Source organism: uncultured Arcobacter sp. (genome assembly GCF_937982575.1).
Classification (GTDB): Bacteria; Campylobacterota; Campylobacteria; order Campylobacterales; family Arcobacteraceae; genus Arcobacter.
In genome coordinates this window covers 119952-145454 of sequence record NZ_CALJLR010000006.1, presented here as the reverse complement: position 1 = coordinate 145454, position 25503 = coordinate 119952, and the positions used below count along the sequence as shown (strand labels likewise).

Below are 25503 nucleotides of genomic sequence, written 5' to 3'. Positions count from 1 at the left end.
ATTAACAAAGATTTATAAAACCATTTTTAATTTGTATTTTTCCATCTAATTCATACTCGTACACTAAAGAGTTGTATTTTAATAAAGCCTCATCAAAAGTTGGATTTGTTTTACAAAATTCTAAAAAATCATCACTATTCTCTTTTTGAATAGGTGTTTTAGTAAACTCATTTATAAACTCTTCAATATCGTATATAACTTTTGCAGAACCTTCTTTTATTAACTCATTTGTTCCTAGACTTTCATTTATCCTATGTGGTAATACATAAATATCTTTTTCCATCTTTTTTGCATACTCTACACTTCGTAAACTTCCACTATTTAAATCAGCTTGAGTTACAATAAGAATATCTCCAAGGGCAACAACTATTTCATTTCTTTGGACAAAGCTATAATAAGTTGCTTTAAAATCTTCATCAAAAGGACTTAAAAGTAAGCCCTCTTGTTCTATTTGAGTAATTAGTTTTTTATTGATTGCAGGATATTTGTAGTTTATTCCACAAGGACTTACTAAAATTGTATTATCAACTCCCGCTGCTTTATGGGAAATTGCATCTACTCCCATAGCCCCACCACTTACAATACAATTTCCAGCAAGGGAGAGTTTTTGTGCTAATTGGTGGGTTAACAATTGTGTATAATTAAAGGGCTTTCTAGTGCCTACGATGGATATTTTAGGCTTTTTTAGTAGTTCTAAATTGCCTTTATAGTATAAGTTTGCTGGTTTGTTTTTTAACGCTTTTAGCTCGTCTATTTCATAATCAACTATAGAATTCATACTACTCCAAAAAAAATAATATAAATAATTATATCTAAGTTTAATTAATAGGTAGTTCGTTTACATAAACTAAATCAACATCTTTTAATAGGTGTTTTGATTTTCTTAACACTTTCATAGTAATAGGATAAGGGTGTCCAATGGCAATTGATGAGCCAGTTTTTTTAGCTATTCTAATTGCTTTTTTTAGTTGATTTTGTATGTAGTTAAAATCTTTTTTATTGTCTAAAAAAATATTTCTAGCAATATATGGCATACCAAACTCTTTTGTTACTTCTTTTACTACACTTTTGGAAGTTGTTCTACTATCTATAAAGGTGAAGTTATATTTTTTAAGAGCTTTTATTAAGTACTCCATAGATGTTTTATCTGCTGTAAAAACACTTCCTGTATGATTGTTTGTATAGTTTAGTTTTGGATACCATTTTCTTATTTGTGCAACTCTTTTTTCGATTTTTTCATATGAGTCTCCTACTTTTAAAGTATAATCCTCTTCAAAGTTACTAACAGTTGCTTGTAGTGGGAAATGAACTAACGCAAAGGGAAGGTTTTGAGCAATTACTGCTGAATCTTTATGTCCATTTGTGGGAGGCATTAGTGAAATATTTACTACATATCCTATCTTTTTTATATGATTGATTTGTGATTGTAAAGTTACATCATCAATTACAATGGCAAGTTTTGGTCTATTTGATTTAATTATAGGTGACTTAATAATAGTTTTTTCATTTTTAATTATTTCTGTTTTTTCATTTTTTTCTAATGGAGGAAGGGGAATATATTCTTCTATCTTTTCTTTTGTTATAAATTTATCTATGTTGGGGAAAACTTTCTTCTCAACACTTTGAATCTTTGTATTTTTCTCTTTTAAAACTTCTTCAACTTTTTCAAAATCTTTTTGATGAATATACTCTTTTTCTAGGTCTTTATTATACTCTTCGTATTTATCTACAACTGTTGTTTTTAGATTTTTTTCATACTCTGCAAGTATTTTATCAAGGTTGCTTTCTTTTGAATATTCAGTATTTTCTTTTTTGGATTTTTCTAAATCATCTATTTTTTCATTGTGATTTTTTAAAAGAATAAAATATGTTGCTAAGGTTATTAGTAAAGAAAATAGCAATAGAGCTAAAAATTTATTTATTGTAGAAATCTTATAATTTTTTTTACTACTTTTTCTTCTTCTTTGAGGCTTTCTTTTCGTCATAAAGTTGGAAAATTAAAGTAAGGTTTTAAACCTTACTTTAAAATTAGTTTTTATTTGTGTCTACGATTTTGCTTGAAGAAATCCAAGGCATCATTTCTCTTAATTTATTACCAGTTTGCTCAATTAAGCTTGCTTTTGCATTAGCTCTTTCAGCGTTCATTCTTGGGTATCCTGATTGACCTTCTAAGATGAAATCTTTTGCAAATCTACCATCTTGAATCTCTTTTAAGATCTCTTTCATTGCTGCTTTAGACTCAGCATTGATAACTCTTTTCCCAGATACATAATCACCATACTCAGCAGTATTTGAAATAGAATATCTCATATCAGAAATTCCACCCTCATACATTAAGTCAACGATTAGTTTTAACTCATGTAAACACTCAAAATATGCCATTTCAGGAGCATATCCAGCTTCAGTTAATGTTTCAAATCCAGCTTGAACTAAAGATACAGCTCCACCACATAATACAGCTTGCTCTCCAAAAAGGTCAGTTTCTGTTTCATCTTTGAAAGTTGTTTCAATAATACCAGTTCTACCACCACCAATAGCAGATGCATAAGCAAGAGCTACTTCTTTTGTGTCTCCACTTGGGTTAGTTTCAACAGCAATAAGGTCAGGAATTCCTCCACCTTTAGTGAACTCATTTCTAACAGTATGGCCTGGAGCTTTAGGAGCAATCATCATTACATTTGTGTTTGCTTCAGGAGTAATTCTTCCATAATGGATATTAAACCCATGTCCAAATGCTAAGTAAGCACCATCTTTTAAGTTTGGTTTGATTTCAGAATAGTAAATCTCAGACTGATTTTCATCAGGTAATAAAATCATAACTACATCAGCACTAACAGTAGCTTCTGCTACAGTTTTTACAGCGAAACCTTTAGCTTCAGCTTTTGCCCATGAAGAACCACCTTTTCTTAATCCAACAACAACTTCAACTCCAGAATCTCTTAAGTTTTCTGCATGTGCGTGACCTTGTGATCCAAAACCAATCATAGCTACTTTTTTTGATTTGATTAAATCGATATTACAATCTTTATCATAGTAAACATTTAATGCCATTCAATAATCCTCTTAATAATTTTTGAGGATTATACCAAAAGTAACCTAAATGTAAATAAAAGAGTTATATAATGAATACTTAAATTAATGAGAGATTAGGATAAGTTTTGATTCAAACTATTTTTAGAAAAGTTATATCTGCACATGAAAATTTTACACAAAATGATAAAGAGTATTTAGAACCATTTATAAAAGATGATATTGTAAGTCTTGAAAATGGTATTTATAAACTGAATTCAAAATATAGAGTAGGAATTATTAAAATAAAAAATAAGAGTGTGACATTAAGTGATTTGGATAATGAGCACAAAACTTTAAAACTTGATATGAATGAATTAAAGGGTGCATATAACAATGATTTGGTTTTAGTAAAAAGAATATTTAATCCAAGGTCTTCTTTTAAAGCAAAAGTTGAAAAGATTTTATATACAAATGCAACTTCACTTTTAGTTTATGTCAATGAGGGTGAATTATTTAGCGTAAAAGAGTCGATTAAGCTAGAGACAAAAAAAGATTTCTCTTCCTCAACAAATGGAAATATCTATGTAGTAAACAGTAAAACTTTTGAGATAGAAAAAGATGTTGGAAATATTCAAGATCCAAAGGTTGATCAATTTATTTCTCTATTTTTATATGATGAACTCATAAGATTAGAAATGTATCTTGAGGTTGAGGCAAAAATGGATGATGTAAATAAAAGAGTTGATTTAACAAATCTTGCTTTTACTACTATTGACCCAGCTAGTGCAAAAGATCATGATGATGCTATCTATTTTGATGTAAAAGAAAATATACTTTATGTGGCAATTGCAGATGTCTCTTATTTTGTAAAAGAAGATAGCCCCTTAGATAAACAAGCTTTATTAAAATCAACTTCTATATATCTTCCAAACAAAGTTTTACCTATGCTTCCTCCAAGTTTGAGTGAAGAGATGTGTTCTTTAAAAGAGAATGTTGATAGATATTCATATGTATTTAAAATATATTTAACAAAAGATTATGAGATAGAAAAATCAGAACTTTTTGAGGCCATAATAAAATCTCATAAAAAATTCTCTTATGGAAGAATTGATAGAGTAATTGAAGGACATTTAGATAAGTATAGTCAAACTGAAAAAGAGATTTTTGATTACCTAATTCCCTTGTATGAAATTACAAAAAAAATTAGGGCAAAAAGATTACAGAAAGGTTATGATTTTATAAGTAAAGAGTATAGACAAAAGTTAAATCATAACTTAGAGTTAGAGGGTATTTCAATAGAAGAGTCAACTGCTTCCCATCAACTTATTGAAGAGTGTATGCTGTTAGCAAATATTGAAGCTAGTAAAAAACTAGGAAATGTAGGTATTTTTAGAATACATGAAGAGCCATCTTTTCAATCACTTTCTAAACTTGTAGATGAGGTAAATTTACTTGGAATAAAAGCAGAGATTAAAGCTTCTGTTCATGAGACAATTACACACATACAAGCAAAAGCGAAAAATAGCCTTTTGGTTGAAGAGATAAATGATTTGATAATAAAATCACAATCTCAAGCAAAATATTCGTCAAAAAACTTAGGTCACTTTGGTTTAGGTTTTGATTCTTATTCACACTTTACAAGCCCAATTAGAAGATACTCTGATTTAGTTCTTCATAGGATGTTAAAAAGTAAAAAAACACCTGCTAGTATTGAAGAAATATGTGAGCATATCTCTGTAAATGAGAGAAAAGTTGATCAACTTGTGTGGGATTATGAAGATAGAAAATATGCAAGATGGGCAAAAGATCAAGTTGGAAAAGAGTTTAAAGCACAAATAGTTGATATTGAAAGAGGTTTTGCAAAGTTTTATAAAGATATGCCAGGACTTAGAGTTCATTTGGATAATTATAGGGGAGAGAAACTCTTTTTAAAAATAAAAGTAATAATCAAATCTGTTGATATGATTAGTAAAAATATAGTTGGGTCAATAAAAAATGTATAAAAAAGAGTTTGACGGATTATTAAGAGCAAAAAAAGAGTTTTGCGCATATATGTTTTTTGGGCAAAGTGATTATTTAATAGAAAAATATGCAAACTTAGTTGCAAACAGTGTAGCTGCTGGAGAAGATATTGAGAAGATATATTTTGATGATTTTGATTTTAAATATGCAAAAGATAAGCTTTTACAATCATCACTTTTTGCAAGTAAAAATGTTTTACTTATAAAACTTGCTAAAAAACTAAATAAAAACGAGACAACACAATTAATTGAAGCTTGTAATACAAACCCAGACTCAACAGTAATATTTGCTTGTATGGGAGATGGGGATTTTAAAACTATGGGCTCATACTTTAGTAATAAAAACAATAGTGTAAGCGTGAGAATGTTTACACCATATCCAAGTGAAGCTATTCAAATATTGGAAAGTGAAGCTAAAAGTTTAGGTTTGAGATATGAAGTTTCGGCATTAAATCATCTATTTTTTATGCATAGAAATGATTTAAACCTGAGTGTAAATGACTTAAAAAAGTTAGCAATATTAAACGAAGAATCAATCTCTTCAAAACTTGTGGAAATACACTGTTTTGGAATAGGAAGTGTATCATTAGAGGACTTTTTATTTAATCTAATGAATGGACAATTAGTAAAAAGAGATTTGCATTTTTTACTTGAAGAGGGGATGAATGAGATAAATTTACTTACCCAAATAGCTGCTTTTGTTCATCAACTTTTTATGATAAGTTCGTATTCAAGGACAATTGGAACTCCAAATGCCAGAGAGATTTTAGGTTATGTACCTCCTCAAAATATTTGGGAGAAAAAAACCCAATTGGCAATAAAAATAAAACCAGAGCTGTTTTTAGAGTTGTTTAATTTTTTAAATGATTTAGAGTTGGATTTAAAAAGTTCAAAAATTCCAGACCATAATGCGTATATACAAGCTAGTCTAAGAAAATTTTCAGATAAACTTAGATAAAATCTCTGACTTTACAAAAACCTTGCTGATATTTTTAAGAATACCGGCGAAAACTAAAAGGAGAATGAATGTCAAGAATAAAACATTATGAAACAATGTTTATTGTAAAGCCTACGATGACTGAAGAAGAAACTGTAGCACAGATTGATTTAGTGAAAGCTAATATCGAAAAAAATGGTGGAGAAATCGTTACTTGTGACGATATGGGAACTAGACAACTAGCATACGAAATTGAAAAGCATAAAAGAGGTCACTACTACGTGATTTATTTTAGAGCACCAACTAAATCTATTTTAGAATTAGAAAGAAATTATAGAATCAATGAAAATATTATTAGATTTATTTTCATTAAATATGAGAGTAAAAAAGAAGTTACTGCTTGGACAAAACTAAGTGATGAAGCAGCTAAAAAGTCTGCTTAAGGCATAATTTTATAAAAGGGGCCTGATATGTATAATAAAGTAATTATGGTTGGAAATTTAACACGGGATATTGAATTGAGATATTTACCAAGTGGTGCAGCAGTTGCTAAAAGTGCAATTGCAACGTCTTATAATTATAAGACTAGTACTGGTGAAAAGAAAGATGAAGTTTGTTTTTTAGATTTCAACATTTTCAATAGAAGTGCTGAGGTTGCTAATCAATATTTGCGTAAAGGCTCTAAAGTATTATTAGAAGGAAGACTTGTTTTTGAACAATGGACTGCTCAAGATGGAACTAACAGAAATAGACACTCATTAAGAGTTGATAATATGAAAATGTTAGATTCAAAAGCTGATTCACAAAATGGAAACACTGGGTATGAAGGTGAGTATTCTCAACCACAAGCTCAAGAACCAAGCAGTAATCAGTACAATAAACCGCAGTCAGGTCAAAACAGCTACGCACAAGGTGGTGTAAAAACTACTACAGAAAATAGTAGTTATAAAATACCAGAAATCGATATAGACGAAGACGAAATACCGTTCTAGAAAGAGGATAAGAAAATGGCTGAAAGAAGAAAATACGGAAAGAAATATTGTAAATATACTGAAATGAAAGTTGATTTCATAGATTACAAAAATACTGATTTATTAAGAATTTCAATGAGTGAAAGAGGTAAAATTATGCCTAGAAGACTTACAGGAAATTCTAAAAGTGCTCAAGAAATGGTTGAAAATGCAATCAAAAGAGCAAGACATATGGCATTGGTTCCATATATTGTAGATACTAAAAACCTTACAGATGCAGCATACGCAAGATAAGTTTTAGTTTTTATAAAAAAAAGGGGGAAGAGTAAAATCTTCCCCCTTTTTTTATGCCAAATTTTCATATACAACTAAAATATTTTTTTAATAGTAAATTAATAGTTTTTACTATACAATTCTTAAATATAGATAAATTAAGGAGTTGCATATGAGAATTGATTCTTCAGAAGTAAATTTACAAGCAAGTAGTAGTTTTATACAAAAGTATGAAAAAAATGTAAGTGCAACTTCTTTTAGCAAAACAGAAAATTTAGATGAACAAAAAGCTCTTGAAACTGACATAAATATAGAGCCAAAAAAGTTAGTATTTAATAGTGAAGCAGATTTATCAGTAGAAGATAAAGTAAAAAAAAGAATAATTGAAGAACTTCTTTCTAGACTTTTACATAGTGACCAAAAAATAAGACTATTTCCAAATGAGAGTCAAAATAGTGCACAATCTTCAAATAATCCCTATGCGCAAAAAAATAGTGAATGGGGGTTTTCATATGAAAGTAAAGAAGAGTACTATGAAAAAACTACTATGGATTTTAGTGCAGAAGCTACAATAAAGACTGCAAATGGAGAGTTTAAAATTAATCTTAGTCTTTCATACTCAAATGAGTTTTATCAACGAAACGAAACTAGTATAAATGCATATGGAAGAGGTGGCGAAAATCCATTTTCAGTTGACATGCAAAATCAAAAAGGTGATTTTGACAATGTTTCTAGAGATATGGGTTTTGAGTTTGATGTAAACAAAGATAAAAATAATAGCGATATCTCATCTTTACAAAATAATGTAAGTTATTTAGCTTTGGATAAAAATGGTAACGACAAAATTGATAATGGAAATGAACTATTTGGAGTTAATTCTGGAGATGGTTTTAAAGAATTAAGTGCTTATGATGAGGATGGAAATAATTGGATTGATGAAAATGATTCAGTTTTCAATGACTTAAGAGTATGGGAGAAAAAAGCAAATGGAGAGAATTCATTAGTATCTTTAGCAGACTCAGGAATAGGGGCAATTTACTTGGCAAATGTAGGCTCTGTAAATGGAGGCCAAAGTTCAATATTTCTTAAAGAAAATGGGGATGCTGGAGTTATTGGAAGTGTAGATTACAAGGTTTAGAAGAAGTTTATAACTTCTCCCAAACTACACCGTTTGGAGTATCCATTACAGATATTCCTAAGGCAGTTAGTTCATCTCTAACCATGTCTGCTGTTTGAAAATCTTTTTGTTTTTTTGCTTGGCTTCTTTTGTTTATTAGCTCTTCTATTTTTTCTTTTGTATCTTCATTTATACCAAAGTGAAAATATTCATAGGCATCATTAAAACAGATTCCTAAAACTTCATTTATAAACTCAAAGTTTGCTATTAGTTCTTTTTTTAGATTCTTATCTTTTGGATTAGTGTCAAGTTTATCGTTTGCACTATTTATCATTTCATCAACAATTGAAATTGCTTTTGAACTATTTATATCATCATTTAGTGCTTCTAAAACTTTTCTTTTAAATTCACTATTTACAGATGATGAAGCACTTCCATAAACTCTTTTTTTCACTCTATAATATTTATCAAGTCTTTTTTTAGAAGAGATTAAATCCTCTTCATTAAAGTTAAAATCTGTTCTGTAATGAGCTGTTAATAAATAAAACCTAACAACTTCTCCACTATAAGATTTTAAAATATCTTTTAGAAAAAAAGAGTTTCCTAATGATTTACTCATCTTTTCACCATCAATAGTTACAAAACCATTGTGCATCCAGTATTTTGCAAGTTCATTATTTGATGAACATCTAGTTTGTGCAGCTTCATTCTCATGGTGAGGAAAAAGTAAATCAGCTCCTCCTCCATGAATATCTATTTGATAAGCTTCATCTTTGTATGCTAAATGTTTTTCTATCATAGCACTACACTCTATATGCCAACCAGGTCGTCCTTTTCCAAAGCTAGCTTCATATGACACATCATTTGCTTTTTCAAATTTCCATAGGGCAAAATCAGAGGAATTTCTTTTTTGAGTGTTTACTTCAACCCTTGCAATTGAGTTTTCATCACTCGCTCTTTTTGAGATATTTCCATAAGACTTATCTTTTGATACATCAAAATAGACTCCATCATCTATTTTGTAAGCTATATCTTTAGAGACTAAATCGTTTATCATCTCTATCATGGCTTCAAGATTTTGTGTAGCTTTTGGTTCTAGGGTGTTATCTAAGATATTAAGCGAGTGCATATCTTTTTTGTATGCTAAGATATATTGAGTTGTTATATCTTCCAAAGATCTTGATGATTCATTCATTTTTTTAATGATTTTATCATCAATATCTGTAAAGTTTTTTGTCATAGTTACATCAAGTCCATTTATTTTAAGGACTCTGTGTAACATATCAAAAGCTATTGCACTTCTAGCATGACCCAAATGTGAGTCATCATAAACTGTTGGACCACATACATATATTTTAGCTTGGTTTTTAACTATTGGTTCAAATAAAACTTTCTCTTTTTTGACAGAGTCATAAATGAATATTTTGTCCATTATTTAAATAAAGCCTCTAACTCTGAAGTATCTTTTGTTTTTTCATCATTTGGAATTGCTGTTGAACCTTCTGTAGCCTGTGTATTATCACCAACTTCTACAAGTTCTATTTCACATCTTGTAAGCATAGATGCTAGTCTGATATTTAAACCAGATTTTCCAATTGCTTTAGATTTTTGGTCACTTGAAATTGTTACAATTGCTTTATCTTTAACTTCTGGATTATTAGATTTTTGTATTTGAACACTTTTAATTATTGCAGGGCTTAAAGCTCGTGCAACAAACATCTCAGGGATTGTTGAGTACTCAACACAATCAATATTTTCTCCATGTAATTGTTGGCTAACAGAGGTAATTCTAACTCCCTTAACACCAACTACTGAACCAATAGGATCAATTTGTGCTTCCATTGTAGATAGGGCGATTTTAGCACGACTACCTGGGATTCTAGCACTGGCTTCTATTGTAATTCTTTCATCTTTTAGTTCAGGAACTTCAAGTGCTAAAAGAGCTTCTAAGAATTTTGGGCTTGTTCTTGATAATTCAATAATTAATCCATTTGTTTTATCAATATTAACAGCCTTTACAACTGCTTTTAAATTATCTCCAACTTTAAAAGTTTCACCTTTTATTCTACTTTTTCTAGTAAGCATACCTTTTACTTCACCAATTTCAACAAAAGTATTTTCAGCTCTATCAACTCTTGTAACAGAACCATTGATGATTTTTCCAATTTTTGATTTATATTTTGATACAAGATTCTCTTCTATATATCTTTGAAGTCTGTACTCAAAATTGTTATGAAGAATTGTTGCAGCATTTCTTCCCATATTTTCGAATTCTAAATCATAATCTAAAAAATCACCAATATCTAAATCAGCATCAATTTCTTTTGCTTCACTTAAAGGAATAAAATTTTCAGGATTTATAATATTGTCATATTGATCAACTTCCTCACCTAGAAGCCTTTTATCATCATCATTAACAACTTCAATCTTTTGAAAAAGTTTTAATCTTTTATTTTTTCTATCAATTTCCGCATCAAAAATTAGAGTATGGTCAACCATTTTTTCACCAGTTTTAATTAGCGCCTCTTTTAGTGCAGTCTCAACATGTTCAGATTTGATTCCTTTTTCATAAGCAATAGAATCTAATATATCAATAATCTTATCCATTTATAACCTTTTTTTAACATTGAACTATGATTTTTTTTTGATTTTCAATGTGAATGTAGAGCAATATTATATCTAAAACTTCTTTTATAAAAATAAAAGTAACTTTAAGATAAAATATATAGTTAAATTTAAACATAAAAGGCTTATAGAGATGGAATTATTGTTCGCAAGAAACGAATTAAATGAAAAACCAAAAAAAGTAAAAATTGAAAAAATAATTGAAGAGTTAAAAGAACTTGGAGAAAAAATATTCTATTTTGATAAAGATAATTCACACAAAGATATGATGGCATTGGTTGATGCCTTAGAAGGTGAAGGTTATAATGTATATTTTAGAGAAGTTAGATATGGATTAGCTGATGATGAATATATGTATGAGGTACATGCACTTTAGTATTAAAGTGAAATAATAATGAGTAAAGAAGAATCTAAAAAACTATTTATACAAACTCTTGGTTGTCAGATGAATGATACTGACAGCCAACACATAATTGCTGAGCTAGAAAAGTATAAAGATTATAAAACAACTGATAATATGGAAGATGCAGATCTAATTATTATCAATACCTGTTCAGTAAGAGAAAAACCCGTGCAAAAACTTTTTTCAGAAATAGGGCAGTTTAATGCTAAGAAAAAAGATGGTGCCAAAATTGGTGTTTGCGGTTGTACTGCCTCACATTTAGGAAAAGATATTATTAAAAGAGCTCCTTATGTTGATTTTGTAGTTGGTGCACGAAATATTTCAAAAATCAAAGATATAATAGATACAAAAGGTGCTGTTGAAATTTCAATTGAGCATGATGATAGTACTTATGAGTTTGCAAGAACTGAGACATCTATGTACAAAACATCTGTTAATATCTCTATTGGTTGTGATAAGGAGTGTACTTATTGTATTGTTCCTGCAACAAGAGGTGATGAGATATCAATTCCTCCTGAAATGATAATTGACCAAATAAAAAAAGATGTAGATAAAGGTGCTGTTGAAGTTATGCTTTTAGGGCAAAATGTAAACTCTTATGGAAGAAGATTTTCAGATAAAAGAGCTAAAACTACATTTACAAAACTTTTACAAGATATTTCTAAAATAGAAGGTCTTAAAAGAATACGATTTACTTCACCACATCCTTTACATATGGATGATGAGTTTATTGAAGAGTTTTCTAAAAATCCAAAAATAAGTAAATGTATTCATATGCCACTACAAAGTGGTTCAACATCTATTTTAAAAGCCATGAAAAGAGGATATACAAAAGAGTGGTTTTTAAATAGAGCAGAGAAAATTAAAAAGCTAGTGCCTGATGTAAGAATCACAACAGATATTATTGTTGCATTTCCTGGTGAAAGCGATGAAGATTTTCAAGATACAATGGATGTAATAGAAAAAGTAAAATTTGACCAAATATTTAATTTTAAATATTCTCCTCGTCCAAATACAGCAGCTTTAGAGTTAAAAGAGCAAGAGGTTTCAGATGAGATTGGAAGTGCTAGATTAATAGAGGTTATTGAACTTCATAAAAAACATCTTGTAGAACATATGAATTCATATGTTGGTAAAACAGTGGAAATTTTAGTTGAAAATCTAAAATCTGATGGTGAAGTTTGTGGATTTACAGATAATTGGTGTCAAGTATTTGTAAAAGGAAGTGATGAACTTCTTGGTAAGTTTGTAAAAGTAAAAGTTACAGCTGCAAGTAGAACAGCCTTAAAAGGTGAAGTAATAAGCGAATGAAGCTTTTTTTAGTAACACGAATTGTGCCATTTTTTTTGCAATTATTTGTAAGATTTGTATATCTAACAAATAAAAAGAATTTTCACCATCCAAAAGAGTTAAAAGATGATATTTATATTGTCTCTTTTTGGCATGGTGAACTTTTAATGCAACCTTTCAATTATCAAAAGCTTAAACCAAAAGGTAAAGTAAGTGCAATGATTAGTGAACACAAAGATGGAGAAGCAATTACTAAAACTGTTGAATATTTAGGAATTCATTCTATTCGTGGGTCAAGTACTAGAGGTGGAACAAAAGCTTTAATTGGTGCTATAAAAGAACTAAAGGGTGGTAATGACATTGCAATTACTCCTGATGGCCCAAAAGGTCCTAGATTTTCAGTTGCGGATGGAATAGTAGCAATTCATAAGAAAACTGATGCTAAAATTTTAGCATTTAATTGTCGTCCTAGTAAATATTGGCAATTTAACTCTTGGGATAAGTTTATTATTCCAAAACCCTTTGGTGTGATAGATTTTTATGTTAGTGAACCTTTTAGTGTATCCCATTTGGATATGGCTGAAGCTAAAGAGTTTATAAAAGAAAAGCTTTTGATAAATGCTATGAAATAAAGAGGTTGTGATGTTTGGTAAAGATTCTCAATTTATAAGTATTTTAAAATATAACACACAGTTAAAGGTTGACTTTAAAAAACTTAAAAATGAAAATCTTGATAAAACTGAAGAATCAACATTTATAATTCATGATGAAATACTTCCTCGTGATATTGCTACAAAAATAAATCAATGGCAAGAATCTATCCCAAAAACTTTTATCTCAACACTTTGTTTATGTGCAGATGAAAAAATAATCAATAAAACAAATAAAAGATTAACAGATTACACAAAAGTTCAATTAAACAATAGTTTTGATGTGGTTGTAAAAAAAGAGAAACTCTTTGAAGTAGAGCACTATTTTGAATTTACAGGTTTAGACTATGTTTTTTCTCCTTTTCAGATTTTAAATCAGCACTTGGAACAAAACCCAACTTCAAATACCTTAGTTGTTTTAACAGTAAGCGATTATATTTATATTGTAATAGTAAATGAGTTAAATAAAATTGTTTTTAATAAAATACATAAAGTACCAGAGTTTAAAGATATAAAAGAGTCAAGATTTTATTCATCTGATGTTTTAGGTCAAAAACTTTATGATGAAGTTTATTCCCTAGAATTACAGAACTTTATTTCAAAAACATTAAAAGAGTATTATAAAAATAAAAGCGATAATTTTGTTGAAAAAGTTGATATTTTATATACTATTAAACAGTTAAGTGATGAACAACTACAAGATATAGAAGATGATTTGATGATAAGTGTACACTATCACTATATTTCATTAAAAGACTCTATTTATGAGCTTTCACGTGGTCCCAATAGACTATTACAAAGTTATGTAAAACCAAGACCTAAAAAAGGAAAGTCCTCAACGAAATGGATTTTACTATTATTGGTATTTTTATTTGGAATTACTGGTTCAGGAATTTATTATAAAGAAAAAGTAATAGACTTCGTTCAAAAAATAAAACAGATGAAAAAAGAAGAACCTAAGAATAGTGTTTTAGAAAAGAGAATTGCTTTACCAAATCATATAAATATAAATAATGAAATAAAAGATGATTTATTGATTTTATTGGAGTCAATACCGTATGATATGGTGATTGATAGCTTAGAAATAAAAAAAGATAACTCAACAATTACTGGTAAAATGCTAGCTCCTGATTCTTATATTAAAGATATTCAGCCTAAGCTTTTACATTTTTATAAATATTCGAATATTCAAATAAAAGATTCAAAAAATATTGCCTTGGATGTGATGATATATAATAGTGACCCTATTTTTAAAGATTCTAAAAGTCTTTATAATAAACCTCTTCCAAAATATTTAGCTGATGGATTTATGCCAGTAAAAAGAGTAAGTGATCAGTTGAAAATTATTTTGCCAAAGAGTGCAGTTTTGGTTTACGAATCTACATTTAATTTGAATATTTCTACATATAATTTTAAAGTTAATATGGTGATAAGTTCACCAATTGAGTTCTTTAGATTATTGGAAAGTTTAAATAAAGAGTTGTACTCAATAAATATATCTTATCCAATAATATTTTTGAAAAATCAAGATTCAAGTATTGAAGTGAGTTTTACACTTCAATTTAATCAAAACTTATAAGTTTCCTCGAAAATCTTTAGATTTCTTCGAAAACTTTTAGGTTTCTTTTAAAATCTCTAGTTTACCAAACTTTTAATTCGTTATAAACTGAATCTCTCTCAACGGGAGTAAATCCAGAGTTTTTAATCAAATCAACAAATGAACCAATAGGAAGACCATTTGCACTTGCTGCTCCCGCTGCACTTTGAATAGACTCTTTTTCTATAGTTCCATCTAAATCATTTGCTCCAAACTCTTGAGCTACAAGAGCTAGTTTTACAGTTGAAGTTACCCAATATGCTTTTATATGAGAAATATTATCAAGCAAAATTCTTGAGATTGCCATTGTTTTTAGTATCTCTTGTCCTGTAAGAAAATCTTTTACTTTTAAAAAGTTATTCTCTTTTTGGTAAACTAATGGAATAAATGCGTTAAATCCACTAGTTTTGTCTTGTAAGTCTCTAAGTCTTAAAATATGGTCTATTCTATTTTCTCTTGACTCCACATGTCCAAATAACATTGTTGCATTACTCTGTTTACCTTTTTTGTGCCAAAGTTCATGGATATCAAGCCATTGTTGTGAAGTAACCTTTCCTCCACAGATTTTCTTTCGAACTTTTTCATCAAAGATTTCAGCTCCACCACCTGGCATAGAATCAACACCATACTCAATCATAAGATCAATAATCTCTTCATAGCTTTTATTATACTCTTCGCTTAAAAAATGAATTTCTGCTGCTGTTAATGCTTTTACATGAATTTGTGGATAGGCAGTTTTAATCTTTTTGAAAATTTCTAAGTACCACTCTAATCCAGTTTGGGGATTATGAGCAGAGACTATATGAACCTCTTTTATACCATTTAATGATGAGTTTTTAACTACGTCTAAAATCTCTTCGTGTTTTAGAGTATAAGGTTTTGGGTTTTTTCTACTTGCACTATATGCACAAAACTGACATACATCTTTACAAATATTTGTGGGATTTATATGTCTATTTATATTAAAGTAGCTTTTTCTACCATGTTTTTCTTCTCTAATTTTATTTGCATATTTACCTAAAACAAATAGGTCTAAATCATATAGACCTATTGCTTCTTCGTAATTTAGTCTTTCATTTCTTTCTAATTTATCTATAATATTCATATTTACTTACACTCTATTTCTTTTTTAAAATTTCCATTATATTCATTTATTAAACCATAACACTCTTGATTAGTCTCATCATTAGTAAAACTTACTTTAAACAACTTACTTCGTAGTTTAGTTTTTTCATCTTCAACTTGTGAAACACTATAAACTTTTATACTGCTAATATTTTTATATCCAAGTGAATTTAAAACTTCTGATATCTTAGCATCCCTTGAAAGTGTTATTAATAAATATCCAATAATACATGAGATTGTTAATATTACTATAATAATTATGGTTTTTTTAGGTAGTTTCCTTACTTCTGGTTGGCTCATTTTAAAAACTCCTTCAATGGTTTAAAATTATCTTGACTTTTATCATAATAATCGATATTTCCAGTCTCTATGTCGTAATACCAACCATGAATCATAAGTTCATTAGTTTCAACTCTTTTTTTAACTTCTGGATATGTTAATAAATTATCAAGTTGATGTCGTATAGAGTTTCTCTCTGTTGCTCTATACATACCTTCTTTGGTTGTAAATTTTTGATTTTTTAGAGTTCGCTCTTTAGCTTTTTCTCCAAGTTTTAGCCATACTTTTACATGAATCATTGTTGGATCATCCACAATATCATCATACAAAGCTTTACATGCTCCACAGTGAGAATGACCACAAACTATAATGTTTTTTACGTGAAGTACAGAAACGGCAAACTCAATTGCTGCAGCAGTTCCATGAAAGTCTTCATCAAGTTTATATGGAGGTACGAAGTTACCAACATTTCTCATAATAAACATATCACCAGGTTGTGAATCTAGCATCAAATCAGGAGTAACTCTACTATCTGAACATCCTATAAAAAGGACTTCTGGCTTTTGCCCTTCTTTAACACTTTTTCTTAACTCTTTTTCAAAATATGGGAAATATTCTTTTCTAAACTTTTCATTTCCCTCAATTAATCTTTTTATAGTATGCATGATATCCTCTTACATTACTTTTTTATAATATTACAAACATTTTGTAAATCATTTGTTGAAACGTCTATTTTCGTAATAAGTCTAATAATAGCACTTTTAACTGTTGGTTGTCTTATTGCACCAACAATATAACCTTTTTCTAAAACCTTTTTTTGTATTTCTAAAACCTTTTTATTATTACCTATTTCATAAGCAACAATTAAAGATTTTAAATCTATATCTAATAAATCTTTTACAATTTTTTGACGATTTATTATTTTTCTTTTTAGTTCATTTGTATTTGATAAAATATATTTTAATGATTCATTTGCTAAAGCAATATCAAATAAAGAAGGGGCTGTTGTATAAATAACAGCTTTTGCTCTATTTATCAAAAAATCAATTATATTACTTGAAGCTAAAATATATGCTCCATAACTTCCATATGCTTTTCCTAGTGTTCCCATTTTTATATGATTTTTTTGTGGTTTAATATTATAATAATCAAATATTCCTAAAAGATTATCTCCAATAACACCAGAACTATGTGCTTCATCAACGATAAGTAAAGCATCATATTTATTAGCTATATCAAAAAATTCTTTATGAGCAATATTTCCACTCATAGAATAAACACCCTCGATGGCAATTATAAATCTATTCGTTGAACTTCTATTTTTTATTTTATTTTCTAAATCATGGTAATCATTATGTGAAAAAAGAACAACTTGCTCTTTTTTTAAAAGCTTAGTTGCAAGTATTCCACTTGCATGATACTCTTCATCTATAAAAAGTGTATCACCTTTTCGTACCAAGGCTTCTATTAAAGAGATATTTGCTAAAAATCCACTACCAACTACTAACGCCTCTTCAAAATTATTTGCTTTTTTTAAGTCATCTTCAAAGTTTTTATGAATAGGGCTATACCCATTGACAAGAATAGAGGCTTTTGGTGATTTATATTTTTGTTTTAGAACTTTTTCATAGGCATTTTTAAAAAGTGTCTCATTTGATGAAAAGCCTAAATAGTCATTTGATGCCAAATCAATTAAATTCTCATCAAATATTTTTCTCTGTCTATATAAATTGGATTTTTTAATAGCATTAAGTTCTTTTTCGTACAAAAGAATCTCCGTAAATTTAGTCATTTATTATATTTAAATGTATATTAAAATATGATTTAATCTAAATAGCTATGGTTTTGCTACACTTTTAAGTTAGCATACAAAACTAATTTTTTATATAATCATTCAGATTAAATTCAACTATCACTGTATTTAATATACATTAATACTTCCTTTGGAAGTATTAAGATAGTTGTAATTATTGCTTATACTCTTTCTTTTTTATTAATTTTACAACAAATTTTGATACTATTAACAAAACACTAAAAGGAAGTGATATGTTTGCTATATATGATAATGGAAGTGTTGGATTTAGAAGTACAGTTGATAACTTATATGATTTAAAAAGGGTAGAAGGTCCTCCTAAGCCTACTTTAGAGCCTGATGATAGTTCATTTCAAGACTATATGAATGAGAAAAATGACAAAAAACATCAAGTTGTAAATGCCTACAAAAAAATAGCAAACATTGATACAAGTGAACGTGTATATCACGTAAGTGAAATTATGACAAGACAATGTATTGAGATAAGTAATGAAGAGACTTTAAAAGATGCTTATTATAAATTACGAGATAATAATATTAATCAAATTCCTGTATTAACAAGAGAGAGAAAAATTTTAGGATTGATTAATAAAAAGATTATATTAAATCACATAATTGAAGATGGACAAGATGCTAATATTGTTTTAATGAAAAAACTTGATGAAATATATTTTAAAGAACTAATTACTACTGATCCAATTACAGATATTAGAAGAGTTGCAAAGGTTATGATAGATTTTAGGCTTGATGCAATTCCTGTAGTGGATGAAATGCATGCTTTAGTTGGTATTGTTTCTAAAGCTGATATTATAAGAGCCGTTGCAACTATTCCAAAACTTCAACTTTGGTCTTAATCTTTTATTTTTAAACTCTCTTTTACAAGTAAATCTGCAACTTCATGATTTGCATATACAAACTTGCTTATATTTAAATCCCTTAAACTCTTCTTTTCTTCAACCGTATCAACTTTTACAATTAAATTTGCATCTTTGTAGTATGCTAATACAGCACTACAAATAAGGCTTATTTTATTTATATTATCTAAAGTAATTATGATACTTGAAGTCTCATCTGCTTTAAGTGATTCTAAAACGGGTAGCTTATCTAAGTGTCCAAAATATGCATTAAAGCCTCTTTTTCTTGCTAGTAATACATGTCTTAAATCATCTGAAATAATTACAAAAGGTATTTTTTTCTCTTCTAAGTTATTTGCAATCATTCTTCCAAGCATTGAGTATCCACAAACTATGGTATGGTTCTTTTGGTTGATGGGAGTAATTTTATCTGATTCATAAAATTCAACTACAAAATATGATGCTAGTTTGTAGATATTATTTATTATAAAAGGAGTTATTATCATAGATAAGACAGTTACTAAAATAAGAAATTTACTTAACTCTTCTGATAATAAATTATTACTAGAAGCTAAGGCAAAAACTGCAAATGAAAACTCTCCAACTTGACAAAGTGCAATGGCAGATTTTATTGAATCACTTTTATTTTCTTTAAATTTTATTATAAAATAAATCACAAACGCTTTTATAGCCATAATAGCAACAAAAATTAATAGAACATAGTGAATATTTGAAAGTAGAAAAGCCACATCTATTTTTGTCCCAACTGAGAAGAAAAAAGTACCTAAAAGCAAATCTTTATAAGAAGAAATATCTGATTCTACTTTTACATGAAATGAACTATCTGCAATAATCATCCCAGCTATAAAAGCCCCTAAAGAGTAAGTAAACCCTAATGAGTGAGCTAAAATTGAAGTACCAATTACTATTGATAAAACTGAGGCTAAAAATAGCTCTTCAAGTTTTGTTTGTGTTGAAAATTTTAAGAGCCACTCTATTAATTTTTTACCAATTATGAACATAAACACAATAATAGCAACAGCTGAGATGGCAGTTTTGATAAGTACTTCTTCTAAACTCAAAGTGTCATTTGATAAAAAACTAATAAGTAAAAGTATAGGAATAACTGCCAAATCTTGAAATATCAATATTGCAGTTGCCCTTTGCCCATAAGGGGTATATATATCTTTTGATTGTTTTAAATATGTTAAAACAATAGCTGTTGAAGATAGAGAAAAAGCAAGTGCAATAATCAAAGATGAATTGGTATCTATAGAAAAAATAAATTTAGAGACAAGAAATATTATAATAGCACTTATAACTACTTGTGCTAATCCATCAAATATTAGAGCATCTTTCATTCTTTTTAGTTTTTCAATAGGCATCTCTAATCCTATACTAAACATTAAGAAAACTATTCCAAACTCTGCAATTAACTCTAAAGCATCTAAATCATTTTCACCATTAAAATTAAATAAAGTACTAATTATGGTTCCAGTTATGATGTAACCTAGTATATGAGATATATTAAATCTTTTAAAGATGATGTTTAAAACGGTTGCAATTGCAAGTGATATAAATAAAATAAATAGTATTGATTCCATAATTTTATATTATCAAAAAAGAAGGCTAAAAAGCTATTTTTTTGTATAAAAAGTAAACAAAAAGTGTTATAATTTTTCCTAAAGGATAAATATGTTGAATAGGATTAAAAAGTTTTTAAGTCATGGGAAAAGTCATATTTTAGAAATTATACTAAAGGGCCTTTTTTGGTTAGCTCCAATTGTTGCAATTACAGCTATTATTCTTTGGTTATATGGAAAAGTAAATGCAGTTACTGGGTACTTGTTTGAGATTATTGGTTTAAATCCTGAAAAATTTCCTTTTCTTTGGACTATAGTTGGGGTTTGTTTACTTATTTTTATTGCTTATGTTGTTGGAATTTTTGTTGAGACTAGTTTGGGGAGTTTTGTTCAAAAATTATACTCTAAAATACCAGGTTATGGGACAATAAAAGAGCTAATAAATATTTTCAATACTTCAAAATCAGGTGAAAAAAAGGTTTTAGTTGTATTTATACATGGATTTTCAAAAGAGGATTATAATATTGGTCTTATGTATTCAACAAAACAAAGTGTGATAAAAGATCACTATACTGTAACTTTATCAATGACTCCAATACCAAATGGTGGCTTTATGTTTGAAGTGCATAAAAGTAAAATCTTCGTAATTGAAGAGGCCACTTTTGATAGTAATTTGCAATATCTTTTATCAATGGGTGTAAAATCTATGGCAGATATATTAAAAACAGAACCAAAAAGTATAGATAAATATAAAACTATTGAAGAGTATCTTAAAACTCAAGAATCCTAAAAATCTTTGATTTTTAGGATTTATACAAACTTTTTATTATTTTTCTTCTGATATAATTGATTTCTTTAACCACCTGTTTTAAAGTAGCTATCATGACAAATAAAAACGTACATAAACATCTCGCTGAGCAAACTGTAATGTTTGCAAGTATCACAAAATGGATTTTAATTTCATCACTAATAGGTGCCGTAATTGGCGTAATCGTATCTTTGTTTTTAAAACTTTTAGAGTATTGTGAAAACTCAAGAGATTTACTTCCCTTTGATTATTATTATACTCTTCCCTTTGCTATGGTTATTACTGTAATAATTGTAAAAAAGTTTGCACCTTCAGCAGAAGGTCATGGAACAGAAAAAGTTATTGAAGCTGTTCACAAAAAATCTGGAGAGATAAATTTAGCAATAATTCCTGTGAAACTTATAGCTACGGTTATAACAATTTTTTCTGGTGGTTCAGTTGGTAAAGAAGGACCTGGTGCTCAAATAGGTGCAGCAGCAGCTTCATATATTGCAACACTATTTAAGTTTTCTAAAAGAGATAAAAAGAAGATGGTAATCTGTGGTATTAGTGCAGGGTTTGCTTCTGTTTTTGGAACACCACTAGCAGGGGCAATTTTTGGTGTTGAGATACTAATTGTTGGCGCTTTAATGTATGATATCTTACTTCCTTCTATTGTGGCTGGATTTTCTGCTTTTTTTGTAGCTAAAATGTTTGGGATAAGTTATACATATTTTGATATTTCATTCTATACTGTTTTTGATTTTAATTATGTTCTAATAGCAAAAATTTTACTTGGTGGAATATTTTTTGGTCTTGTTGCTGATTTTATTATTACAGCTTTAAAAGTAATTCATAGTTTTGCAAGTAATTTAAAAATGAACTATATCTTAAAGGCATTTTTAGGTGGGGTTGTAATTGTAATACTTACATTAATATTTGGAACAGATTATTTAGGACTTGGTTTTGAAACAATCAAAAGTTCCTTATCTTCAAGTTTTGAATACCATGAAAATATACCTTGGTATGCTTTTATATTTAAAACAATTTTCACAGCACTCACCTTAGGTTTTGGAGGAAGTGGGGGAGTTATTACTCCTATATTTTATGTGGGAGCAACTAGTGGAAACTTCTTTGGCTGGCTAGTTGATGGCTATATTCCTCTTTTTGCAGCTTTAGGATTTGTAAGTGTTTTAGCAGGTGCAACAAGTGCTCCAATTGCTGCTATGATTATGGCAGTTGAACTTTTTGGTATGAATGTGGCACATTATGCCTCTTTATCAATAATTATTGCCTTTTTAATGACTGGACATAGAAGTGTTTTCCCTTCTCAACTTTTAGCTATGAAAAAATCAGAAGCTTTAGATGTGAACTTAGGAGAAGAGATACATAATACAAGTGCCACATATACAACTAAGTTTTTTGGGAATATGGCTAAAATAGTCAAGTTAATTTATACAAAATTAAAAGAGCAAAGAGCTAGAAATAAAGATGAGGATTTATAGAGTTATATTTTCTAAAAACTCTAACTCTTCGTCAACAACTATAATTGCGTCTATGCAAAAATCAACATCAAGTTTTTTGGTTTGTAAATAGTAGTCAATACTTCTTTTGATTTTAGATAGTTTTGAAGGAGTTATATTGTTTATAGCAGTTTCATATTCAAGACCTGATTTAACCTCTATAAAATGATATGTTTTATTTTTTGAAGCGATAATATCTATCTCACCTATTTTTTTGGCAAAAAAGTTTTGTTCAATTATTTTAAAGCCCTGTGAGCTTAGATACTCACAAGCTTTTTTTTCTGCATATTTACCTTTATACTGGGTAGACATTTACTTTTACTGATTTAAATCTGGCAGTCATGATTAACTCATCAGCTTCATCACCAAAAATATAATTAACTTTTGAACTTGCATGGTGGAAAGTTGTAAACAAAGTTCCAGGCTTGATCGTTTTTACAAACTTTACTGGCATAATAGCTGTCTCACCATACTCATTTTTCATGATGATTTCTTTTGAACCAATTCTCTCTTCATCCTCTTTTGAAGCTAAAACTATATCTTTATCATATCTTGAATTTAAAGCTTCAGATTGGATTGTTTGAGCACCATTGTTATAGTGAACTATTGTTCTTCCCGTAGTTAAATAAAACTCATTTTTAGGAGTTTTTATTCCTTTTACTAGTTTCTCAACTTGCTCTCTTAATTGGTATTGGTGATATTTAAAATTACCCTTTCCATCTTCAGTTCTAAACTTATCAAGGTGCAAAATAGGTGTGTCATCTTTAGTTATTGGCCACTGCATTCCTCTATTTCTATTTTTTGATAGTTTGTGATATGTTGCACCACTGTATCTAGTTCCAACTGCTTCTTTTGCTTCATTCCACACATCTTCACTTGTTGCATAATCAAAGTCGCCATTGATTTTATTTTCAATATCTCTTAATACTTCCCAATCATCTGGCATGGAAGCTTGAACAAGAGGTTGAGATAAGTGAAGTCTTCTCATGGCATTTACATAAACACCAGTTTTTTCATAGGCAGATTTTACACCAAAAATAATATCTGCAAATTTAGTAATCTCATTTACAAAAAGTTCATTTGAAATAATTAGTTCAAGTTCTGCAATTGCTTTATGAACTTTGTTTTGGTTTGGGTGAATATGAGCAATATCTTCTCCCATAACATACATAGCTTTTACTTTTCCATCAATCATCTCATCCATAAGTTGTGGAGTCATAAGACCTATTTCTTTTGGAGTTTTATAATCTGGGTCAAAGTATGGTAAACATCCTGTATCACAGGCACCTTGAACATTATTTTGACCACGTAGTGGCATAAGTCCAACACCCTCTTTACCAATATTTCCAGTAAGCATTGCAAGATGAACTATAGCCATAACAGCATAAGAACCATCAAGGTGCTCAGTTATTCCTAAGCCCCAGAAAAACATAGATTTTTTTGTAGCATATTGTCTAGCGATAACTGGAATTTGCTCAGCTAAAACTTCATAACCTTTTACTTCTTTCATAAACTCTGGATTTGCAAATTTATCATTTAAAATAGAGTTTTTATACTCTTCAAAACCTTTGCATCTTGAGTCAATAAAGTCATTGTTATAAAGCTTTTCTGAAAGAATTACATATGCCATCATATTTAAAACTAAAAGATTAGCTTCATATGGAATAACTAACTCTTCTCCATACTTTCCAAGTTGGATTTGTCTAACATCAATAATAGACAATGAGGCAGTTTTTGTTTTTGCTGCTTTTAAAATTCTATTGGCAACTATAGGGTGAGCTTCTGTTGTATTTGAACCCATTACAATAATATTTTCAGTTTTATAAATATCATCAAAAGGATTAGTAGCAGCTCCTTCTCCAATGAGCATCTTCATACCCTTAAGACTGGGGCTATGACAAACTCTAGCACAGTTATCCACATGGGGAGAATCCATACCCTCTCTTACAAATTTTTGGAACATATAAGAGCTTTCACATGATGTTCTAGCTCCTCCCATTCCACAAAAGGCATGTCTTCCATACTTCTCTTTTATTTGTAGAAGTTTCCACGCAGCAAGTGAAGTTGTAAACTCATAAGGAGTTTCATAATACTCTTCATCAAACTCTTTTAAAGTCTTAGCTCTAGCTTTTAAATCACGAGGTAGTTTTTCTAAATTATCTTCTAAAAATGACTTTTTAACTCTACAGTTTCTAATTCTATCTGGTGAATCAACAAATCCATATCCCTTAGAACCTTTAATACAAAGTTTACCTTGAGATACATATCCATCATTTTGTGCATATATTTTTAGTATTTTGTTATCTTGAACTTGAGCTGTAATATCACAACCAGTACCACAATATGTACAAACAGAGTTTATATCAGCAACCATACTCATCAACCACCTCCAACAAATTGTAGTAGTTCTAACTTATCGTCATTGGCAGGTCTACAGTTGTTCCAGTCATCTTTTTTAACAATTTCCATATTAATAGCGGCTGCCATTACTTTATCTTCTATTTGAAGTGAAGTGATGATTTCTTGTAGAGAGATTCCCTCTTGAAATGTTTTCTCTTCCCCATTTATTATAAGGTTCATTATAATTATCCCATTAGGTTTATTTAAATAAAGATTTTATCAAAAATATCTTTATGTTAAATC

Annotated in this window: 26 protein-coding genes; 13 read left to right on the top strand and 13 right to left on the bottom strand. The window is 29.0% G+C overall.

Translation table 11 applies throughout. The features are described from left to right. Position 1 precedes the first annotated feature (1 nt). From Q0617_RS05810 to ilvC, 3 genes are read right to left on the bottom strand one after another with little or no spacing between them, the layout of a single operon-like run. Positions 2-778: a DNA-processing protein DprA gene (locus Q0617_RS05810; protein WP_298751469.1), complete on the bottom strand. Its 777-nt coding sequence runs from the start codon at positions 776-778 to the stop codon at positions 2-4. 40 nt (positions 779-818) lie between these two features. Beyond that, positions 819-1985, bottom strand: coding sequence for a divergent polysaccharide deacetylase family protein (locus tag Q0617_RS05805; protein ID WP_298751467.1), 1167 nt, complete (start codon positions 1983-1985; stop codon positions 819-821). A 43-nt stretch (positions 1986-2028) separates the two neighbouring features. Next, on the bottom strand, positions 2029-3051 hold the full coding sequence (gene ilvC / locus Q0617_RS05800; RefSeq protein ID WP_298751465.1) for a ketol-acid reductoisomerase: 1023 nt from the start codon (positions 3049-3051) through the stop codon (positions 2029-2031). 107 nt (positions 3052-3158) lie between these two features. Between ilvC and Q0617_RS05795 the strand changes: the two genes are divergently transcribed. From Q0617_RS05795 to Q0617_RS05770, 6 genes are all read left to right on the top strand, one after another. Beyond that, positions 3159-5015 carry a ribonuclease R family protein gene (locus Q0617_RS05795; RefSeq protein ID WP_298751463.1) on the top strand — a complete coding sequence of 619 codons (1857 nt, stop codon included), beginning with the start codon at positions 3159-3161 and terminating at the stop codon, positions 5013-5015. Continuing rightward, positions 5008-5991, top strand: a complete 984-nt coding sequence (holA, locus tag Q0617_RS05790) for a DNA polymerase III subunit delta (protein WP_298751461.1) — start codon at positions 5008-5010, stop codon at positions 5989-5991. The genes Q0617_RS05795 and holA overlap by 8 nt, the downstream gene beginning before the upstream one ends. A gap of 68 nt (positions 5992-6059) precedes the next feature. After that, a complete protein-coding gene (gene rpsF / locus Q0617_RS05785; RefSeq protein ID WP_298751460.1) occupies positions 6060-6413 on the top strand; it encodes a 30S ribosomal protein S6 in 354 nt (117 codons plus the stop codon). A 27-nt stretch (positions 6414-6440) separates the two neighbouring features. Continuing rightward, entirely contained in the window at positions 6441-6962 is a 522-nt protein-coding gene (locus Q0617_RS05780) for a single-stranded DNA-binding protein (RefSeq protein ID WP_298751458.1), read from the top strand. Between the two features lie 15 nt (positions 6963-6977). Beyond that, positions 6978-7235 carry a 30S ribosomal protein S18 gene (gene rpsR / locus Q0617_RS05775; RefSeq protein WP_298751456.1) on the top strand — a complete coding sequence of 86 codons (258 nt, stop codon included), beginning with the start codon at positions 6978-6980 and terminating at the stop codon, positions 7233-7235. A gap of 151 nt (positions 7236-7386) precedes the next feature. Continuing rightward, positions 7387-8352, top strand: coding sequence for a hypothetical protein (locus tag Q0617_RS05770; RefSeq protein WP_298751454.1), 966 nt, complete (start codon positions 7387-7389; stop codon positions 8350-8352). Between the two features lie 7 nt (positions 8353-8359). Here Q0617_RS05770 and cysS read toward each other — a convergent pair whose 3' ends face one another. After that, complete coding sequence (gene cysS / locus Q0617_RS05765) at positions 8360-9763, bottom strand: cysteine--tRNA ligase (protein WP_298751452.1); 1404 nt, start codon at positions 9761-9763, stop codon at positions 8360-8362. Continuing rightward, complete coding sequence (gene nusA / locus Q0617_RS05760) at positions 9763-10938, bottom strand: transcription termination factor NusA (protein WP_298751449.1); 1176 nt, start codon at positions 10936-10938, stop codon at positions 9763-9765. Before nusA ends, cysS begins: the two co-directional genes overlap by 1 nt. A 151-nt stretch (positions 10939-11089) precedes the next feature. Between nusA and Q0617_RS05755 the strand changes: the two genes are divergently transcribed. From Q0617_RS05755 to Q0617_RS05740, 4 genes are read left to right on the top strand one after another with little or no spacing between them, the layout of a single operon-like run. Continuing rightward, complete coding sequence (locus Q0617_RS05755; RefSeq protein WP_298751447.1) at positions 11090-11332, top strand: HP0268 family nuclease; 243 nt, start codon at positions 11090-11092, stop codon at positions 11330-11332. A gap of 18 nt (positions 11333-11350) precedes the next feature. Then, on the top strand, positions 11351-12670 hold the full coding sequence (gene miaB / locus Q0617_RS05750) for a tRNA (N6-isopentenyl adenosine(37)-C2)-methylthiotransferase MiaB (protein ID WP_298751445.1): 1320 nt from the start codon (positions 11351-11353) through the stop codon (positions 12668-12670). Further along, the gene (locus tag Q0617_RS05745) at positions 12667-13281 is read left to right on the top strand and encodes a lysophospholipid acyltransferase family protein (RefSeq protein ID WP_298751443.1); all 615 of its coding nucleotides are present in this window, start codon (positions 12667-12669) and stop codon (positions 13279-13281) included. The genes miaB and Q0617_RS05745 overlap by 4 nt, the downstream gene beginning before the upstream one ends. A 10-nt stretch (positions 13282-13291) precedes the next feature. Next, the gene (locus tag Q0617_RS05740; RefSeq protein ID WP_298751441.1) at positions 13292-14878 is read left to right on the top strand and encodes a hypothetical protein; all 1587 of its coding nucleotides are present in this window, start codon (positions 13292-13294) and stop codon (positions 14876-14878) included. 61 nt (positions 14879-14939) lie between these two features. Here the strand turns inward: Q0617_RS05740 and mqnE are convergent, their stop codons facing one another. The 4 genes from mqnE to Q0617_RS05720 are packed head-to-tail and all read right to left on the bottom strand — an operon-like array spanning position 14940 to position 18092. Further along, complete coding sequence (gene mqnE, locus Q0617_RS05735) at positions 14940-16001, bottom strand: aminofutalosine synthase MqnE (RefSeq protein ID WP_298751440.1); 1062 nt, start codon at positions 15999-16001, stop codon at positions 14940-14942. Positions 16002-16003: 2 nt separating this feature from the next. After that, entirely contained in the window at positions 16004-16321 is a 318-nt protein-coding gene (locus Q0617_RS05730; RefSeq protein WP_298751438.1) for a hypothetical protein, read from the bottom strand. Further along, complete coding sequence (locus Q0617_RS05725; RefSeq protein WP_298751436.1) at positions 16318-16965, bottom strand: carbonic anhydrase; 648 nt, start codon at positions 16963-16965, stop codon at positions 16318-16320. Before Q0617_RS05725 ends, Q0617_RS05730 begins: the two co-directional genes overlap by 4 nt. A gap of 14 nt (positions 16966-16979) precedes the next feature. Further along, on the bottom strand, positions 16980-18092 hold the full coding sequence (locus Q0617_RS05720) for a pyridoxal phosphate-dependent aminotransferase family protein (protein ID WP_298751434.1): 1113 nt from the start codon (positions 18090-18092) through the stop codon (positions 16980-16982). Between the two features lie 254 nt (positions 18093-18346). Between Q0617_RS05720 and Q0617_RS05715 the strand changes: the two genes are divergently transcribed. Next, entirely contained in the window at positions 18347-18967 is a 621-nt protein-coding gene (locus Q0617_RS05715; RefSeq protein ID WP_298751432.1) for a CBS domain-containing protein, read from the top strand. On the opposite strand, the gene Q0617_RS05710 is transcribed toward Q0617_RS05715, so the two are convergent. Next, a complete protein-coding gene (locus Q0617_RS05710) occupies positions 18964-20571 on the bottom strand; it encodes a cation:proton antiporter (protein ID WP_298751431.1) in 1608 nt (535 codons plus the stop codon). The genes Q0617_RS05715 and Q0617_RS05710 overlap by 4 nt on opposite strands. 91 nt (positions 20572-20662) lie before the next feature. Here Q0617_RS05710 and Q0617_RS05705 point away from each other — a divergent pair, with 91 nt between their 5' ends. Together Q0617_RS05705 and Q0617_RS05700 are read left to right on the top strand one after the other, a co-directional pair. Next, positions 20663-21340 (top strand): DUF502 domain-containing protein, encoded by a 678-nt coding sequence (locus Q0617_RS05705; RefSeq protein WP_298751429.1) that lies wholly within the window; start codon positions 20663-20665, stop codon positions 21338-21340. A gap of 92 nt (positions 21341-21432) precedes the next feature. After that, positions 21433-22842: a chloride channel protein gene (locus Q0617_RS05700; RefSeq protein ID WP_298751428.1), complete on the top strand. Its 1410-nt coding sequence runs from the start codon at positions 21433-21435 to the stop codon at positions 22840-22842. Here the strand turns inward: Q0617_RS05700 and Q0617_RS05695 are convergent. The 3 genes from Q0617_RS05695 to thiS are packed head-to-tail and all read right to left on the bottom strand — an operon-like array spanning position 22837 to position 25440. Further along, positions 22837-23172 carry a YraN family protein gene (locus Q0617_RS05695; RefSeq protein ID WP_298751426.1) on the bottom strand — a complete coding sequence of 112 codons (336 nt, stop codon included), beginning with the start codon at positions 23170-23172 and terminating at the stop codon, positions 22837-22839. The genes Q0617_RS05700 and Q0617_RS05695 overlap by 6 nt on opposite strands. Continuing rightward, a complete protein-coding gene (locus Q0617_RS05690; RefSeq protein ID WP_298751424.1) occupies positions 23156-25240 on the bottom strand; it encodes a molybdopterin-dependent oxidoreductase in 2085 nt (694 codons plus the stop codon). Before Q0617_RS05690 ends, Q0617_RS05695 begins: the two co-directional genes overlap by 17 nt. After that, on the bottom strand, positions 25240-25440 hold the full coding sequence (gene thiS, locus Q0617_RS05685) for a sulfur carrier protein ThiS (RefSeq protein WP_298751421.1): 201 nt from the start codon (positions 25438-25440) through the stop codon (positions 25240-25242). The genes Q0617_RS05690 and thiS overlap by 1 nt, the downstream gene beginning before the upstream one ends. Positions 25441-25503 lie beyond the last annotated feature (63 nt).